Below are 16,742 nucleotides of genomic sequence, written 5' to 3' on the forward strand. Positions count from 1 at the left end.
CGGCACCGGCGGCGGGTAGCGACGTGCCGGCGTGGTTGCGGGAAGAGGCGGCACCGGCGGCGGGTAGCGAGATACCGGACTGGCTGCGGGGTGAAGCAGCGCCGGCAGCGGAGGCGGGCAGTGCTGCACCTGACTGGCTCACCGCAGATGTTTCTGCCGGAGCGATGTCGTGGTTGCAGTCCGACTCAACGGAGTCTCCCGTCATTGAAGAACCTTCGCTTACAACAAGTTCGACCAGTGATGAGTTTTTCGGGGGAGCCGAATTACCACCGTGGCTGCGTGCTTCAACGGAACGGGTGGCAGAGCCAGCTATAACCCCTATAGATGATTGGTTGCAGCGTCTACGTAGCCGTGAGGTTGAAGAGGAAGAAGGGGAAGCTCCAGGAATTGAAGTAGCTGTTATTAAGCCGCCACTACCTGCACCTGCGCAGCGTACCGATGATCAACTGGCTGCTGCGGCATTACTTGAACGACTCATACAATCTCCGTTACCGACAACGCTGCCTGTTGCGCAGCCAGTGCCTGCCCGGCGGCGTTTACCAGCTCTGGAACAATGGCTGTCGTTTGTTTTGTTCATCGCTATTCTGATTGGCATCAGCATACCAGGTCTGTCCGCCACATTGTCGAGTCGCAATCAACCGTCACCGGCTGTAATTGCATTGAACGAACAGCTTGCTGTTCTGGACAGTGAGGATGTTGTTTTAGTTGCCTACGAATGGGGTGCCCAGCGGGTTGCTGAATTACGCCCACTCGAAAATGTCCTGATTTCCAGATTAACGGCTGATCGAACGAAGCTGATTATTGTCAGTACCGATCTCCAGGGCTCATTACTTGCGTTTGATCTGATCGGACCGTTACGATCAGCCGGCTACAACAACGAAAATGGTGTGATCTTTGGCGGTCGTGATTACGTCTTGCTGGGGTATCGCCCGGGCGGTGAGTTGGCATTGCGCAGTATGGCGATGGATTTGCGGGCAGAGTTGCGTCGTGACTATACCGGCCAGGATGCAACTGCCGGCTTGCTAGCTACGCGCTCAGATGGGACGCCACGCATTCAGTCACTACGTGATCTGGCGATGATTGTGGTGATGGCCGATCAGGTTCAGGATGTACAGGCCTGGATGGAGCAGATTCATAGTGCCGCCCCGCAGGTGCCGATTGTGTTCTTGCTGCCGCAAGAGGTCTATCCACAAGTGCTGCCCTATACGCGCTTACCCAATGTGTATGCAGTTGCCGGGCAACGTGGTGCCAGTGATTTGCTGGCTGCCGGTAATGCTGATAACCTGGCAACACCTGAGCTTTCCTACCAGACATGGGCAACGATAGCGTTTGTTGGCGTCCTGCTATTAGGGGCCTTCATTGTTGGGATTGGGCAGTTGCGACGCCTGGCACGAGGTAGAGGCTGATGGACATTGCAATCAACCTTATTCCGATCTTGCTTACGCTACTGGTCTTCAGCCGTGTTCTGGGCGATACACCGGCCTTTCGGTTGGTCCAATACCTGTTTGTTGGTGTCGCTTTAGGCTACGCATTTGTGGTGATATATCATCAGGTGTTGCGACCGGCAGTGATTGATTTGCTTGCTGCCGGCGATCAACCGGTATTGCTGACGCTACGCCTGACTCCTTTCTTTCTGGCGGCATTATTGTTGACGCGGATAAGTGGTCAACAGACCAGTTCGTGGCTGGCCAATCTGCCGTTAGCACTTGTGTTTGGTGTGGGCGCTGCACTGGTAGTTGGTGGTGCCGTTGTTGGAACGATTCTCCCGCAGGTGCTCGATGCAACTCGATCTGATCTGTCATCACCGGTAGCAATTCTGGGGAGTATTGTCTTACTTATTGGCTCGATAGCGACCTTATTGTCCTTTTCGTTGACCCGCTCGTCCAATCCAAACCGGCAGCGGTGGATTGATCTGGTGGCGAGTGTAGGGCGCTGGATATTGCTGCTGGCGTTCGGTTTCTTTCTGGCCGGTAGTATTGTTTCATACCTTGCTGCCCTCAATGAGCGGCTCCTGTTCATTATTGATTGGATACGGGCTATTGCTGGTATGTAGCACCTGGGCGTCTATTCGTCGCATATTTTGGGGTAGAGTGCATGGAACTTGTACGGGCGATACTGGCAGTTGAAATTGGTAGTCTGATTACCCGGGTTTCGCTCATTGATGAGGTTGATGGTGAAAGCCGTCTGATCGGACAAACCGAAACGCTCACCAGTCGTGAATTGCCGTACCGGAATGTCTTTTTTGCGGTGCAGGAAGCGACAGCGCAACTGGCCGATCTCACCGGGCGGCAATTGTTGCGCGATGGTCGTTTACTGATGCCGCGCATCAGTACTGGTGATGGCACTGATGCGGTCATAGTTGTGACATCGGCACTTGAACCATTGCGCGTCGTAGTGGCGGCCATTGCGTCTGATGTGTCAGCCCGTAGCGCACTGCATGCTGTTCGTGGGGTGCCCAGTGTGGTGTTGGCGGTCGTCACTCTGGATGATGTTTCGGCTCGATCAACGACAGGTATTATGCAGTCGTGGCTTGAGCGTCAGCTTGAGACCTTGCTACCCCTCTCGCCAGATGTTGTTGTGTTAGCCGGTGGCATCGAGGGTGGAACGGTCGAGGCCATGAAGCGTCTTGCCCACCTGATTAACCTCAAACTTTCATTCACCGCGGCGATACGTCAGCCGCTACCAACCATTATTTATGCCGGTAATACATCTGTTCAACCCCAGATTCAGACTGCTCTTGGTGGGCACAACTGTGAGCTGATAACGGTTGCGAATGTGCGTCCTGCCCTCGATCAGGAAGTATTGACGCCGCTGCGTCAGGCTTTGCTGGCCTGCTATGCCCGGCAATTAACCGATGTGCCGGGTATCGATCAATTGAGCGCGCCTGATCAGACCACATTGCGAACTGTCGCTGAGTCGCAGTATGTCATGACGCGATTCCTGGCCGAGCGCCAGCAACAAGCGGTGCTGTACGTCGATGTTGGGGCGACAACTACAACGTTGATCGCTGCGACACCCGATCAGATCGCGGCGACGCTCCACGGCGTCTGTGGCACAGCTTTTGGCGTCGGTGCGTTGCTCAGTGAGGTCGGCCCGGCGGCAATTGCCCGCTGGCTACCGTTTGCCATTGAAGAACAAGAGTTGATTGAACGCTTACTCAATCGCATGCTGCGTCCCCAAACGCTACCGGCGACACGCGAAGATTGCTATCTCGATCTGGCACTTGCCCGTGAAGCATTGGCCCTGGGTGTTGCTGCCCTCCGCGACGAGCAGACACCCCTTGCCTACGAACGGTTGCTGGCCGGTGGTGGTGTACTGACGCATGCCCCGCATCCCGGAATGGCCCTACTGGCCTTACTGGATGGTTTACAACCGGCAAATGAACTGCCCGGTTTGTTGCTTCCCATTCACCTCGATATGCTGAGTCTGTTATCAGTGTGTGGTGGGATTGCTGCGCTTAGTACTGATGCTGCAATCTCGATTTTTGACCACGACTTGTTGAACAATACACCGTTGGCGACGTGTATTGTATTGCAGGGTGGCAGTCGGATCGGTGAACCTGTCGCCGATGTTGAGCTGATTACGGTTGGTGGCGATAGCGAACGGGTGCAGGTTCGTCATGGCGAGTTGATCCGTCTTCCTTTGTCTGTCGGTCGTTATGCCCAGGTCAAGGTAAAACCGGCTGCTACCGTGCGTGTTGGACAGGCCGCGCCCGGTGAGGCTGTTGAGAGTGATCCTGCCGAGGTTCACGGGAGCCTGCTTGGCCTGATCATCGATGCACGAGGTCGTCCGCTAACGCTACCGGCCGATGGTGCTGAACGTCGCCGTTTACTGTGGTCGTGGTTACGGGCCGTAGGTGCCGAACATAGCGATAGCCCATACCCCGAACCGGTGATTTCGCTGCCAGAAATGCCTGCCCCGGTCGTCGCTGCACCTTCCATAGCACCCAAGCCTCGTCGAAGCTGGTTTAAATGGGCACCATAGCCGGCAGAGACATCCGAGGCAATGTTACCGACAACGGAGACGGTACCGGCTTCACCGGACGATGATATTGCACAACTCCGTGAGCAGGTGGGTAAACCTGCTCACGGAGCTGATTTGGGCGGCGCAAGCCTGATGCTGAGGTAGTGCAGGTAATAGGCACAGGAAAGAGGTCCACGTGAACGCATTTCATGAAAGCTGTGTGGCCGTGCTACCCAACCATCGCACAGGATCATGAACGCTTGCCAACCACTAAAAACATCCTGCTCCCAGGCTGCCGGTATAGCAGCGAGGAGGGTTGACGACCATTTCCAGTGCCATCACTCGTGGGATTGATTACTTTGCCCGCTCGTCATACGCGTGTCGCGACGTTTGGAGTGCGACAGCCATGCTGCCGCATCAGCCATGCTCCGGAGCTTGTTGTGCTGTTGACCCCGCTGGTCACGAAGATGCTGTACGTGCTCGTCACGATCAGGGAGTCTGTTAGTAATGAATGAGCCTGCATTAGGTGCTGGATTAACAGTAGGGGCAGGCATAAGTCCTGCCCCTACGGGTTTCATCAGTGATAACGATGATCCTCGTTATCCAACCGGGGTGAACCGATTTGATGCTGTCAGCGAGCTGATCTCAACCATCAACCAGTTCGGCCATCACTGCTGCAAATGCCTCGCGTGATGGCCGGAGACGATCTTCGGGCAGTGCTGCGATGGGTGTGCTTCCTATGCCCAGCGTTTCCGCCAGCGTAGGCCGCCGTTCATTGAGATAGATTAGTCCGGTCACAAACTCGTTGTTGGCCCGTGCCTGCTCGAGGAGGGCCAGTGCCGCACTGCGATCAGTCGGATCGTGATCGCGGTTGAGTTTACGTAACCGAATCACCGGTCCATCGTGAAGCTGCACATCACGCACTTCACCCGGCTCGTAATCGACCGTAACCTCGTCGTAATGCGGGATGAAACTGATGTCGTGGATGGGTGTCTCGTGGGTCTTACCGTAGGTATAGCTCTTGGTCGAGCGGTCGTGGTTGTTGAAGGTAACGCAAGGGCTAATCACGTCAATCACTGCTGAGCCATGTACATTGAAGGCTGCTTTGATCAACTCGCGGACCTGCCTGGCGTCGCCGGCGAATGAGCGTGCGACGAAGCCACAGCCGGCCAGAATGGCTTCCGCGCACACATCAATCGGTGGTAGATGATTGACACCGGCGTGTTTTAGCTCCTGCCCTTCATCGGCGGTCGCCGAAAACTGACCTTTGGTTAGCCCATAGACGCCATTGTTTTCTACGATATACACGATTGGCACATTTCGGCGCAGGAGATGAATGAATTGCCCCAGTCCGATGCTGGCCGTGTCGCCATCACCACTGACGGCCAGAGGGCGCAGGGTGTGATTGGCAAGATGGGCACCGGTAGTGACCGATGGCATACGGCCATGCAGCGAATTGAAGCCATGAGATCGCCCCAGAAAATAGGCGGCAGACTTACTGGAACAACCGATCCCACTCATTCGAATAACTGTATGGGGTTGGAGCGATAGCTCGAAGGCGGCGGCAATAATTTGGCTGGCAACGGAGTCGTGGCCGCAGCCGGCGCAGAGGGTAGAGGGAGCGCCCCGGTAATCGGCTTTCGATAATCCTATCGCGTTGAACTGTGTCATAATTCCTCCGACCTGGCAGATTGATACGCTTAGTTACCGGTTCCGATGCCGATCATCATCGTCTCGCGCATTGATTCCAGGCAATGCAATACCTGATCGCGTACGAACGGTGCGATCAGTGGTAAACCATCACACCATGCCACCGAGCCAAGCCGGGAAGCGTAGGCTGGGCAGTGAAGCTGGAGCAATTGCCGCAATTGTCCGTCGTGGTTCTGCTCGATAACGACACAGATTTGGTGGCGAGCAATGAAGTTCGTCACTTCCGGGCCGAAGGGAAGTGCGCGTACACGCATACTGCTGGTAGGAATCCCAGCAGTGGCCAAGAGATCGCGGGCTTCACTGATAGCCGGTGTGGTTGAGCCAAAGCCGATCAGGCCAATCGTTGCCTCAGGATGCTCGTCAATAATGGGACGCGGGACCAGCCGGCGTGCCGTCTCGTGTTTGCGCCAGAGACGCGCCATATTGCGCTGCCAGTCTTCCGGTCGTTCGCTGTACACGTTCCGTTCATTGTGCCCAGTACCGCGACTGAGCGTAGCGGCCAGAGGGTGAGGGTTGCCGGGCAGAGTTCGATAACCGATCCCATCACCATCTACGTCGGCAAAGCGGGCGTAGTTCGTTAGCCGGGAGAGTTCCTCGGCGCTGAGCACTTTCCCGCGTTGGAGTGGTTGTTCCGGGTAGGTGAATGGCTTGCTCATCCAGATATTCATGCCCAGATCAAGATCGCTCAAGACAAAGACCGGTGTCTGTAACTGTTCGGCCAGGTCAAAGGCGGTCTGGGCATCGCTGAAACACTCTTCCATCGTACCGGGCAGCAAGATTACGTGGCGCGTGTCACCGTGACTGAGGTAGTAGACAGCCATCAGATCACCCTGAGCGGTACGGGTCGGTAGACCGGTCGAAGGGCCAACCCGTTGTACATCCCAAATGACTGCCGGAATTTCGGCAAAGAACCCTAAACCGGCAAACTCACTCATCAGCGAAATGCCAGGTCCAGAGGTGGCCGTCATCGCACGCGCTCCGGCCCAACCTGCACCGATCACAATCCCGAGTGCAGCAATCTCGTCTTCTGCCTGCACAATCGCGCAGGTTGCGCCATCTGTGGGCGGACGCAGGCGGGGGAGATAACTCTCCAGCGACTCGATCAGGCTACTTGATGGCGTGATCGGGTACCAGGCAACAACCCCCACACCGCCGGTGATGGCGCCAATCGCTGCTGCTGTGTTGCCGTCAATCAGCATCATACCGTCAGTTGCCTGCATCCGGGCGATCCGAAAGCGTCCATGGGCAGGCGACGGTTCAGCGGCAGCCCAGACATAGGCAGCGCGAATAACCGCCAGGTTTAGCTCAATCGCCGAGAGACGACCGCGAAACTGTTGCTTAAGCGCAGCGACCAGGGCTGCATCTTCGATACCGAGCAGCGCCGCCAAAGCGCCAACGTAAGTCATATTGGCAGCGTATGTACGGAGGCGCTGATTCACGCCGACCTGATCCAGAAGTTGCCGTACCGGAATTGCAAATGGGATGATGTCCGTCCGTGATGGCTGCCAGGGGCCATCGGCAGGGTAGAGACAAATTCCGCCGGGTGGTAACTGCGACAGATCGTCGTTGGCTGTGCGCGGATTGAATGCCACCAGAATTGGTGTTTCGGCCGGGCGGGCTGTGTAGCCGGCCTGGCTCACCCGCAGAGTGTACCAGGTAGGTTCACCTTGAATGTTGGAAGGGAAGAGGTTCTTACCGGAGACGGGAATACCCATCTTGAAGATAGCCCGCATTAGCACCATGTTCGCTGTCTGGCTACCAGAGCCGTTCACGGTGGCTGCGGTGATGGCAAACTCGTTCACAACTGGTTCGGGGGATTGCATAGCTTCCTCGCAAAACATGCTCGACACTGAGCGGTAATTCGTATTATACGAGTGGTGTGTGGTAGATGGCAAGTAAGACTGCCGCGAAATCAGCACGAAAGGGTTGTCTCAACCAGGGATCCTCTGTCGCCATCCTGAAGCGTGTGTTTCTATCGATGAAATCAAATCTGGTAGAATGCGAAGTGAGATAAGCACTACAATACTCACGCTTCCACCGCGCACACATCCAACCTTGCCTCGCACGATATATACTGTCAAGAGCGGATCACCAGTACCTCCGGCCTATCCGCGTGCATCCGCTAAACCCGCGTCGATCCGCGTTCTGCGGGTAATCCCCACGGACACGTGCCGATAGAGCGGATAGCCGCAGATGACCCCACCGCTCAGCACGTGCTATCAGGAGCGGCTCACCAGTGTGTTTATGTTATCCGCGTGCATCCGCTAAACCCGCGTCGATCCGCGTTCTATAGGTGATTTCCACTAGGTGGAAGAGGGAAATTTCTATGCCCAACGTGCCACAATGTGATGAGGAATGGCAACACTATAACGTTGCCATTCCTCATTTGAAATACAAAGATATTGAACTACTCTTCGTTAATGGCAATACCCAGAATCATCTCGCCGGGGGTCGCCAGATCGGCAGGATTGCTCGGGTCGCGCAGCGGTATCCCGTCAACAATCTCCTGACCCTGAATAACTCTGCCGAAGATCGTGTACTGCTCGTTCAGCCAGGGTGCCGGCGCCGTGGTGATGAAGAATTGCGAACCGGCACTGTTTGGATCTGACGAGCGTGCCATAGCTACGATACCGGGTTGGTCGAACAAAATCTTGTCGGTAAACTCTGCCGGGATGGTATAGCCGGGGCCACCGGTACCATCGCCGCGTGGGTCGCCACCCTGAGCCATAAAGTTGGGCAGTACCCGATGCCAGGTCAGTCCATTGTAGAAGTTCTGGCGGGCCAGGAAGACGAAGTTGTTCACCGTCTGTGGCGCAATATCGGGCAGCAGTTCAATCACAATCTCACCGCGTGGGGTATAGATAGTCGCGGTATACTTTTTAGCCGGATCAATGCTCATTGGTGGTGGACTGCTGTACTGATAGGTGGTGGCGGTAGGCAGTATGGGCATACTGCCGGTGATCGGTGTGGGAACCGATGCAGGCTCTGTTTGTGCCGGTGGGCTGGTTGGAGCAGGTGCTGCGGTTGGTATGACTATTGGTGTTCCAGATCGGCTAATCAAGAGGCCGGCCACAAACCCTAACACAATGAGCAAAATGGCAATAGCAACAAGACCGGCCAGCGGGTTTGATGTTGTAGATGGTCGCTGGTTACTCACAGATCACCTCGGTAGTATGATATTTTTCCGCTGGCATTATATCAAACCGCGCAAGGATGTGTGTAGGCGCCGCTCTTCTGTATAGTTGTCGCAGGTATTATTGCGGTGCAGTATGGTGTCGAGTCTCGCTTATGACGTATGGCTCACAGTCTCGATTCTGGTATGATTCGCCATCGCTTTGGCCGGCCAGCGTGTTCTGTACATACATCACATATGAACATAAGACCCTTGCTGTGTGACAGATCCTCACGCCAGCCGCGCAGCCCATTCGGGTGCATAATGAGCCAGTTCCTGGCGGAGACGCAAAAGTGCCAGATCACCGGCTTTTGCTTCGATCATCAGATCGAACGGTGGTAAACCCCGACTAGCTTCAAGCAGGGCAATTGCATCGTGGGCAACCACAAAATCGGCGTGCTGACCGGCGCGTGGTGGTATGACCCGGGAAGTACCGTTGCGCCCCGGAAGCAGATGGGCTTCGCTGCGTTGACTGCTCAGATGAACTTCGGGGCGGATCTGGCGCGGCCAGGTGGCCAGGGTTAGCCCTAGTGCCAGCGCCAGACTCAACCGTTCAGGATTGTGTAAGCAGTAGTGGAGATAGTCGAAAACGATGGGGATACCGGTACGTGCAGCTAAAACAAGTAGTTGCCCCAGCGAGAATCCGGCGCCGGTGTGCTCGATGGTTGTGCGCCGGCGAGCCTGAATCGATAGCTTTACCCAACGCTGGGTAAAGCGTTGTTGTGCAGCAGGATCGGCAGCTCCGGGATGTATCACCAGGGTGTGATTGATGGTCTGAGGGTGATCAAGGGCTGCCAGAAGCTGACACGTCGCCTCAATCGTGCGGATCGTCGCGTCGGCAACCTGTTCATCGGAATGGCTGAGGCTCAGGTGCGGATCAAGGTGTACACCCAGGCGCAGGTTGCGGGTACTGATGTGTTGATTGAGGAGCGCGAGTTGTGTCTGACATTCAGCCAGATCGCTGAGATTGAAGTGACGGGGTAACGCAAAACGATAAAACCGGATGTCAGTCCGCTCAAGGTAGCGTAGGGCATCACTTAAATGGGTTAATAAGATGCTGAGATGAGGTGGCGAGCCACTGATCAGGCCGGGTTGACTCACCGTGCGAATGGCAAAACCGAGCCGAATACCAGTGTGGGTTGTGTCGTATTGCTGACCGGAAGATCGGATTGCTGCGTGCTTTGATTGCCTGGATGCACGCTGGTAGAGCGGCGCAAGGTCGTGGCTGGTTCCAAGAATTGGATGATCTATTGTCTTCATAACAGTAGCCGCAGCACGTTGGATAGTGAGCGTTTGTTGACAAGGGCGTTCGCCGGTGATGTTGCAGGTGAATGCCCGCTTATTGTAGGACAAATGTTCGCTTTCGTCAATAGCGATGATAGCTATTTGTCTGTTTGAGTCGTCGATGCGGATTGGCAGAACACTGCCGACAGCATGCACGGCGGGCTGTTGCAGGTGGTGAGCAAGCTAGAGGCTCGCGCTCCCTCTATCACCCAAATGGTACAGGACGTGGTGCAGATGACGAGCGAGCCGGAAGCTCGCCTTTCCAGGGGATGCTTGTCCACAAGGCACAGCGTGAGGGTGACGGTAGATAGCGTGCCGATGCCTTACGTTAAACTTGACATAACAATTGTTGTATCCTACTCAGCCGGGTGGTCGGGCGGCGAGGTGTGCAACAGGGCATTGATCGCCAATCGCCGATGGTGGCGTGTGTAGTATCGAATCTGGCGAGGCAGGTTGTCTTCGCCGGGTAGCGTTTGTACCATCTGTATCATTCGTCCGGCAATGTGTTTGATGTGATCGGTCTGACCGGCTGTATCAAGGCTTTGCAATTCCTCTTCCCAGGGTAAGGTACACTGACCTTCGACGATTACCCCAATGATTTCTGGCAACAATTTGCTTTGGCGCGTCCAGTTAACTGCCAGGCAGAAGCCAGGTCCAGGAATGGGCAAGCGTTCGCGGGCAATGGTGAACAGATCGGCGGAATGACCGACTGCCATCACGATCAAGATTGGCTCGGAGAGCTGCGGCAAGTGGTGCAGGCTCAGCAATGGCAGATTGAGTAATTGCGCCAGGGTCAGCACCAATGGCTTGCTCATCAGCTCTGGTGTCGTCACCCCACCGAAACGCCATTCGCTGCTGCGGGCCAGGGCGAGAAAACGCTGTATGGTACGGGCGACATCAAGTTCGCTGAACCGGTAATTGCTCAGTGGCCGGATCGTGAACCCATCGTCCATTGCTGAGCCGAGGCAGATAACCCCCTCGTGAATGTAGAGTTCGTCTTTGTGACTGATGGTGGCGTGAAATTCACGTCGTCGTTCAATGCTTTGCAGACAGGAGAGCAATTCCAGTTGCGTTTCTGGGGTTGGCGCCAGGGCCAGGCTCTGTTGCCAGGCCTGACGTGCTTCGTCGAAGCGTTGCATATGAAAGAGACAGCGACCAAGCAGGTGAAACACGCCCCAGTCGTCGTAATAGTGTTGACGCGGGGTTGTCAGCAGATTCAAAGCGGTTTCGTAATCACCACGGGCTGCGTAGATATAGGCCAGCTCGAGTTGTGCCGCTGCATCACCGGGGTCAAGTTCAAGGCAACGGCGAAACTCGCGTTCGGCCTCGTCGTAGCGCTCGAGTTCAATCAGGACAAAACCGAGGTTAAAGTGGGCAAAATAGTCGTCGGCCAGGCTGGCAACAGCCGCAAAGGCATCGGCAGCTTTCGCCAGCAGCCCCTGCTGCTGATAGTGGAAAGCCAGCGCATTATGGGCATCGCGCAGGGTCGGATCAGCGGCGATTGCGCGCCGAAACTGATCAACCGCTGCTTCGGGATGTTGGGTGCGTTCAAAAGCCAAACCGTAGCGTAGATGGCGACGACCGGCAACGCGTCTGGTCTCGTCTGTCATGATAAACCTCCTCGCCCGGCATGGAGGGCGATCGTTGCGAGCCATGGCGTCGCAGGTTGATCGGGCACAATCCGGGTTATGGGGATTGGGCCTGGCTCATGGCGTTGTTGGGCAAGGTAGTTGCCAGCGCAGCGGCCTGTGCGTCCAAAATCTGTTGAATGCCTCGTCCGGCCAGATCGAGCAGTGCGTTGAGCTGGCCGCGAGTGACTGCTGATCGCTCGGCTGTGGCCTGGACTTCGATATACCCGCCGGCACTGTTCATCACTACGTTGCAATCGAGGTCGGCCTGACTGTCTTCTTCGTAGCAGAGATCAAGCAGTAACACGCCCTGAAGTACGCCCACGCTTACAGCAGCTACTGGTGTCAGCGTTGGTCTTGCTTCCAGGACGCCGCTGCGTACCAGGTATTCTACCGCCAGCGCCAGGGCAACGTAACCGCCACTGATAGCTGCCGTGCGGGTACCGCCATCGGCCTGCAACACATCGCAGTCGATGGTGATAGTACGTTCGCCAAGCGCGTCGAGATCAATCGCAGCCCGCAACGAACGACCGATCAGCCGCTGAATTTCTTGGGTTCGGCCACTCGGCCCGTTGCGTTCGCGACGGGTGCGTTGGAGAGTGGCACGTGGCAGCATTGCATACTCGGCAGTGACCCAGCCACTCTGCTGGCCGCGCATCCAGGCTGGTACCCCATCTTCCACCGTAGCGGTACAGAGAACACGAGTCTTTCCGTAGGCGATAAGTGCCGATCCCTCTGCATACGGTGCTGCGCCGATCTCGATGGAAATGGGACGTAGTTGGTTTGGTGACCGTCCATCAATCCGCATCATACGAAACCGTTTCCTCTACTTCTTATTGACCATCATACCACGTTTGTGACCACGATACAACGTGAGATTACTTAACTGATCATAATCTGCCGTGCCTGCCAGAGGTACCAGCAGGCAATGCTGCGGTAGGGACGCCAGCGTTCACCAAAGGTACGCAGTTCCTGGGGTTTGGGCAGGCGTGGTTGATCGTAGATGAGACGAACAGCATCACGCAGGCCCAGATCGGCAGCCGGCAGGACATCCAGTCGTTCGAGGGCAAACATCAGATAGATTTCAGCCGTCCATCGCCCAATGCCCTTTACGGTCATCAGGTGTGTGATGGCTGTTTCATCGTCGAGGGTTGGCAACAGGTTCAGGTCGAGTTGACCACTCATCACGCGCTCGGCCAGGTCGCGCAGGTAGCTGCTCTTCTGAGCCGAGAGGCCGGCAGTGCTCAGTACTGTCTCATCAACCGCAATGATGGTCTCCGGTGCCAGGCTGCCCAATCGCTCGTTGAGACGGTCGCGAATGGTTCGGGCCGCTACCAGCGATAGTTGCTGGCTAATGATGGCATAGGCCAGCGTGGCAAAGCCGTGCGGCTGCCGTTGCAATGTATATGGGCCAATCTGTTCGATCCAGTGCCCTAGCGTTGGATCAACGTTGCGTAGATGCTGAAGTGCGTATTCCATCGCTTCATCGTACAATGCTCTTAGCAGTATTGTAAACGATATGCAAGAGTTTCTGGCAATGTTTGTGATTGGAACTGCCGGTCAGGTCGATCACGGTAAGTCAACCCTGGTCAAGGCATTAACTGGTATTGATCCCGACCGCTTGCGCGAAGAGTAGCAACGCGAGATGACCATCGATCTGGGATTTGCCTGGCTGACCCTACCGAGTGGTCGGGAAGTGAGTTTGATCGATGTCCCCGGACACGAGCGTTTTATCAAGAACATGCTCACCGGTGTGGGTGGTATTGATGCGGTGCTTCTCGTCATTGCCGCCGATGAAGCAGTGATGCCCCAGACCTGTGAGCATCTGGCGATTATCGATCTGCTGGCGATCCACCACGGGATTGTGGTGCTGCGCAAAGTTGATCTGGTTGATGCTGACTGGCTGAAGCTGGTGCGCGAAGATGTGCGTGAAATGCTAGCCGGGAGTACGCGGACATTAGCACCGATAGTGCCTGTCTCGGCCCGCACCGGTGCCGGTTTGGCCGAACTGCTGCTAACACTCGACCGTTTACTTGATACGCTGCCGGCGCGTGATCAGGTGCACGGTGTGCCGCGATTGGCAATTGATCGGAGTTTCACCATTACCGGTTTTGGTACGGTCGTGACCGGTACCTTACGCGATGGTGTCCTCTCAGTTGGTCAAGAGGTCGAACTCTTACCGCCAGGATTACGTGTGCGCATTCGTGCTTTGCAAAGCCATCAACGACCAATCGCTCAGGGAAAACCTGGCATGCGGGTGGCCGTGAACCTGGCCGGTGTCCATCATCGTGACATCAGGCGTGGTTATGTGCTGACCCTGCCGGGCGCATTGATACCGACGACCTTACTCGATGCGCACGTGCGCGTTATCGATGATGTGGCGCCAATCGCGCATAATGCTGCGCTCGATCTGTTTATCGGCAGTAGTGAAGCACCCTGTCGTCTGACCTTGCTGGATACCGATGAGTTGACCGCCGACCGAAGGGTGGGTTCAGATTCCGCTGACAGTTCCGGTCGTTGCCGCCGTTGGCGACCGGTTCATTCTGCGCACGCCTTCACCCAGTCGCACTGTTGCAGGTGGTGTGGTGATTGATCCGCATCCGCCACGCCATCGTCGCTTTCGTTCCGAGGTGATTGCGGCACTGACATTGCGATCCCAGGGTAGTCCCGCTGAGCGGTTACGCCAAACCATGGCCGATGGCCGGCCCCGGCTGCGCACAGAGAGTTTAGCTGCTGCCGGTATCACTGATACTGAGGCCGAGGCGGTGCTGGCGGCGCTCGTCACAGAGGGACACCTGGTCGTATTGGGAGACGATGCCTTGATCTCATCTGCGGGTTGGGCCAGTTTACGTGCAACCTTACATGATCTCCTGGCGTCGTACCATCAACGCTTTCCGCTGCGGCGGGGCATGTCGCGTGAGGAGGTACGCCAGCGCTTGCAACTGACACCAAAACTCTGGCAAAGTGTCCTGGTAGCCACCATGGCAGAGAGCTGGCTTAGTGCTGATGAAACAACGGTACGGTTGACCGACTTCACACCACAACCAACAGCAGATCAGCAACGTGCGCTCAATCGCTACATGAGTGCGCTGACCCACATGCCCCCTGCACCGCCACCCACTGAACTCGACAGTGAATTACTGGCGTGGGCGTGTGATAATAGTCTGTTGGTGAAGATCGCATCTGACCTGTATCTGTTGCCGGCAACCTGCACAGCAATGACAATGTGGGTGCGAACTACCATAGAAACGCAGGGCGAGGTAACGGTAGCAGCGTTTCGTGACCATTTTGGCGTCTCGCGGCAGTATGCAGTTGCGTTTCTTGAATACCTCGATGAACAGCGGATAACCCGGCGAGTGGGGGATACACGCATTCTGGTGCGTTAAGGCGTTAGGTATGGATCGCCAGATTGGACAGGAGGCGATCAATCATGATAGACTCTTAATAAACACTAAACCTACCCCGCTCGCGCAGGAAAGGAGATTGCTTTGGCCGGTAATCAGAATGATTTGCGCCGTTTTGGCACAGCTTTGTTGTTGGGTGTAGCTGCCGGATTTGCCGCACGTTATTACCTTGAAACACGTGCCCGTAACAGCACTCGCCCTGCCAGCGGTCTGATCGATTGGGAGCAGGCTCGCCAGGCCGCGTTGCGGCTGTCTCAATGGGAGCAGGCACCGGTGGATAATCGGGCTTTCCGGCGCGAGCAGTATGCGCGGATGGTGGCGCTCAGCGAACCTCTAATCGCCGACTATCTCGGTGTACGGCTACCTGAACCGGTAAGTCGGATTTTTGTCTTTGATCGGCGGGAATGGCTGGAAGCGAATATCGTTTCGTTTAGTCAGCTTTTTCGCCCGATTGAAGAGATGTACGAAAAGAACGGCGGTGGGCGGGGTGCGCTCGGCGTGCTGATGAATGACGTTAGCAGCAAGCTCCTGGGCGTTCAGATTGGTGGCTTGCTCGGCTATCTGGCTCAACGGGTGCTCGGTCAGTACGATCTCAGTTTACTGTCGGCTGAGGCGACCGGTGGTTCGCTCTATTTCGTGGAACCCAATATTGCCCGCGTACAACAGCAACTGGGTCTGAGCGACGAGGATTTCCGGCTCTGGATTACGTTGCATGAAATGACCCACGCCTTCGAGTTTGAAGCCTACCCATGGGTGCGCACGTACTTCCGCGAGCTACTTGAGCAAAATTTTGCCCTTGTCAGTGGCCAGATGCTCAGCAGTGGTAATAGTCTGGTCGATATGCTCATGCGCCTCTTGCAAGGCATTGGGAGTGGTCAACACTGGATCGAGACCGTGTTAACACCTGAGCAGCGAGCGGTTTTTGACCGGATTCAGGCACTGATGTCGCTGATCGAAGGCTATGGAAATCACGTGATGAATGCGGTTGGTCGCCGATTGTTGCCCAGCTTCAATCAGATTGAGCAGCAGATTGCCCAGCGCCAACGCCAGCGCACCATGCTTGACCAGATGGTCTTCCGTCTGACCGGTCTCGATCTGAAGCTGGCTCAATATCAGCAGGGCGAGGCGTTTGTCAATGCGGTTGTCGCAGCGTGTGGCATTCAGTTTGCCAGCCGAGTGTGGGAACGACCGGAGAATCTGCCGTCGATGGATGAAATCCGTAATCCGGGGCAATGGATCGTGAGGATGGATCGGCAGTAGGCGAGGGTTGAAATCGTTCTACCACATCTGGAAGTAGAAACCACTATCACCCTGGCTCTGACCCTGAGCGATACACACCGTGCGCAGACAATAGTCTGCCCCCTGGGAGCGTGCGTCTGCGGCGCACTCACCACCTGAGTCAGTATCCGCTGGAAGCGCATACCTTCGGCGCACTCATCACCTGCACCAGCGGGAGTCATTCGGTGCCGCTGGTTCCCGCCCCCAGCGGGGGCGGGTGAGGGTGGGGGTGCTTACACGTCCCAGCATCACACCCCAGCCTGGCCTCGCTCCGCTGGGGAGTGGGCGTGCTCCAGATAGCTC

At 56.1% G+C, this 16,742-nt stretch carries 12 protein-coding genes and 1 pseudogene; 6 read left to right on the forward strand and 7 right to left on the reverse strand.

The genetic code is table 11. The features are described 5' to 3' along the window. From VAE55_RS06950 to VAE55_RS06960, 3 genes and pseudogenes are all read left to right on the forward strand, one after another. Window positions 1-1,406: pseudogene (locus VAE55_RS06950) on the forward strand (hypothetical protein); the annotation flags it as partial. After that, window positions 1,406-2,053, forward strand: a complete 648-nt coding sequence (locus VAE55_RS06955) for a hypothetical protein (RefSeq protein WP_322815069.1) — start codon at window positions 1,406-1,408, stop codon at window positions 2,051-2,053. The pseudogene VAE55_RS06950 and the gene VAE55_RS06955, both read left to right, overlap by 1 nt. Window positions 2,054-2,094: 41 nt before the next feature. Next, window positions 2,095-3,984 (forward strand): glutamate mutase L, encoded by a 1,890-nt coding sequence (locus VAE55_RS06960; RefSeq protein ID WP_322815070.1) that lies wholly within the window; start codon window positions 2,095-2,097, stop codon window positions 3,982-3,984. A gap of 624 nt (window positions 3,985-4,608) precedes the next feature. Here VAE55_RS06960 and VAE55_RS06965 read toward each other — a convergent pair. From VAE55_RS06965 to VAE55_RS06995, 7 genes are all read right to left on the reverse strand, one after another. After that, entirely contained in the window at window positions 4,609-5,634 is a 1,026-nt protein-coding gene (locus tag VAE55_RS06965; RefSeq protein WP_322815071.1) for a 2-oxoacid:ferredoxin oxidoreductase subunit beta, read from the reverse strand. Between the two features lie 29 nt (window positions 5,635-5,663). Further along, the gene (locus tag VAE55_RS06970; protein WP_322815072.1) at window positions 5,664-7,496 is read right to left on the reverse strand and encodes a 2-oxoacid:acceptor oxidoreductase subunit alpha; all 1,833 of its coding nucleotides are present in this window, start codon (window positions 7,494-7,496) and stop codon (window positions 5,664-5,666) included. Window positions 7,497-8,080: 584 nt separating this feature from the next. Next, window positions 8,081-8,830 carry a peptidylprolyl isomerase gene (locus tag VAE55_RS06975; protein ID WP_322815073.1) on the reverse strand — a complete coding sequence of 250 codons (750 nt, stop codon included), beginning with the start codon at window positions 8,828-8,830 and terminating at the stop codon, window positions 8,081-8,083. 246 nt (window positions 8,831-9,076) lie between these two features. Continuing rightward, a complete protein-coding gene (locus VAE55_RS06980; RefSeq protein ID WP_322815074.1) occupies window positions 9,077-10,105 on the reverse strand; it encodes a UV damage endonuclease UvsE in 1,029 nt (342 codons plus the stop codon). A gap of 380 nt (window positions 10,106-10,485) precedes the next feature. Beyond that, window positions 10,486-11,739, reverse strand: a complete 1,254-nt coding sequence (locus VAE55_RS06985; RefSeq protein ID WP_322815075.1) for a tetratricopeptide repeat protein — start codon at window positions 11,737-11,739, stop codon at window positions 10,486-10,488. A gap of 76 nt (window positions 11,740-11,815) precedes the next feature. Further along, the gene (rph, locus tag VAE55_RS06990) at window positions 11,816-12,568 is read right to left on the reverse strand and encodes a ribonuclease PH (protein ID WP_322815076.1); all 753 of its coding nucleotides are present in this window, start codon (window positions 12,566-12,568) and stop codon (window positions 11,816-11,818) included. Between the two features lie 71 nt (window positions 12,569-12,639). Beyond that, a complete protein-coding gene (locus VAE55_RS06995) occupies window positions 12,640-13,236 on the reverse strand; it encodes a DNA-3-methyladenine glycosylase (RefSeq protein WP_322815077.1) in 597 nt (198 codons plus the stop codon). 166 nt (window positions 13,237-13,402) lie between these two features. Here VAE55_RS06995 and VAE55_RS07000 point away from each other — a divergent pair, with 166 nt between their 5' ends. The 3 genes from VAE55_RS07000 (at window position 13,403) to VAE55_RS07010 (ending at window position 16,421) form a co-directional block, all read left to right on the forward strand. Then, entirely contained in the window at window positions 13,403-14,350 is a 948-nt protein-coding gene (locus VAE55_RS07000) for a GTP-binding protein (protein WP_322815078.1), read from the forward strand. Further along, window positions 14,343-15,143 carry a SelB C-terminal domain-containing protein gene (locus VAE55_RS07005; RefSeq protein ID WP_322815079.1) on the forward strand — a complete coding sequence of 267 codons (801 nt, stop codon included), beginning with the start codon at window positions 14,343-14,345 and terminating at the stop codon, window positions 15,141-15,143. The genes VAE55_RS07000 and VAE55_RS07005 overlap by 8 nt, the downstream gene beginning before the upstream one ends. 102 nt (window positions 15,144-15,245) lie before the next feature. After that, window positions 15,246-16,421: a zinc-dependent metalloprotease gene (locus tag VAE55_RS07010; RefSeq protein ID WP_322815080.1), complete on the forward strand. Its 1,176-nt coding sequence runs from the start codon at window positions 15,246-15,248 to the stop codon at window positions 16,419-16,421. Window positions 16,422-16,742: the final 321 nt, after the last annotated feature.

The organism is Chloroflexus sp., assembly GCF_034432675.1.
GTDB lineage: Bacteria > Chloroflexota > Chloroflexia > Chloroflexales > Chloroflexaceae > Chloroflexus.

What these genes read in the sequence shown, in the direction of transcription:
- rph (WP_322815076.1), bottom strand. Translation starts at nt 12,568, where the DNA reads ATGATGCGGATTGATGGACGGTCACCAAACCAACTACGTCCCATTTCC.
- VAE55_RS06955 (WP_322815069.1), top strand. Translation starts at nt 1,406, where the DNA reads ATGGACATTGCAATCAACCTTATTCCGATCTTGCTTACGCTACTGGTC.
- VAE55_RS06980 (WP_322815074.1), bottom strand. Translation starts at nt 10,105, where the DNA reads ATGAAGACAATAGATCATCCAATTCTTGGAACCAGCCACGACCTTGCG.
- VAE55_RS06960 (WP_322815070.1), top strand. Translation starts at nt 2,095, where the DNA reads ATGGAACTTGTACGGGCGATACTGGCAGTTGAAATTGGTAGTCTGATT.
- VAE55_RS06965 (WP_322815071.1), bottom strand. Translation starts at nt 5,634, where the DNA reads ATGACACAGTTCAACGCGATAGGATTATCGAAAGCCGATTACCGGGGC.
- VAE55_RS06985 (WP_322815075.1), bottom strand. Translation starts at nt 11,739, where the DNA reads ATGACAGACGAGACCAGACGCGTTGCCGGTCGTCGCCATCTACGCTAC.
- VAE55_RS06995 (WP_322815077.1), bottom strand. Translation starts at nt 13,236, where the DNA reads ATGGAATACGCACTTCAGCATCTACGCAACGTTGATCCAACGCTAGGG.
- VAE55_RS06970 (WP_322815072.1), bottom strand. Translation starts at nt 7,496, where the DNA reads ATGCAATCCCCCGAACCAGTTGTGAACGAGTTTGCCATCACCGCAGCC.
- VAE55_RS07000 (WP_322815078.1), top strand. Translation starts at nt 13,403, where the DNA reads ATGACCATCGATCTGGGATTTGCCTGGCTGACCCTACCGAGTGGTCGG.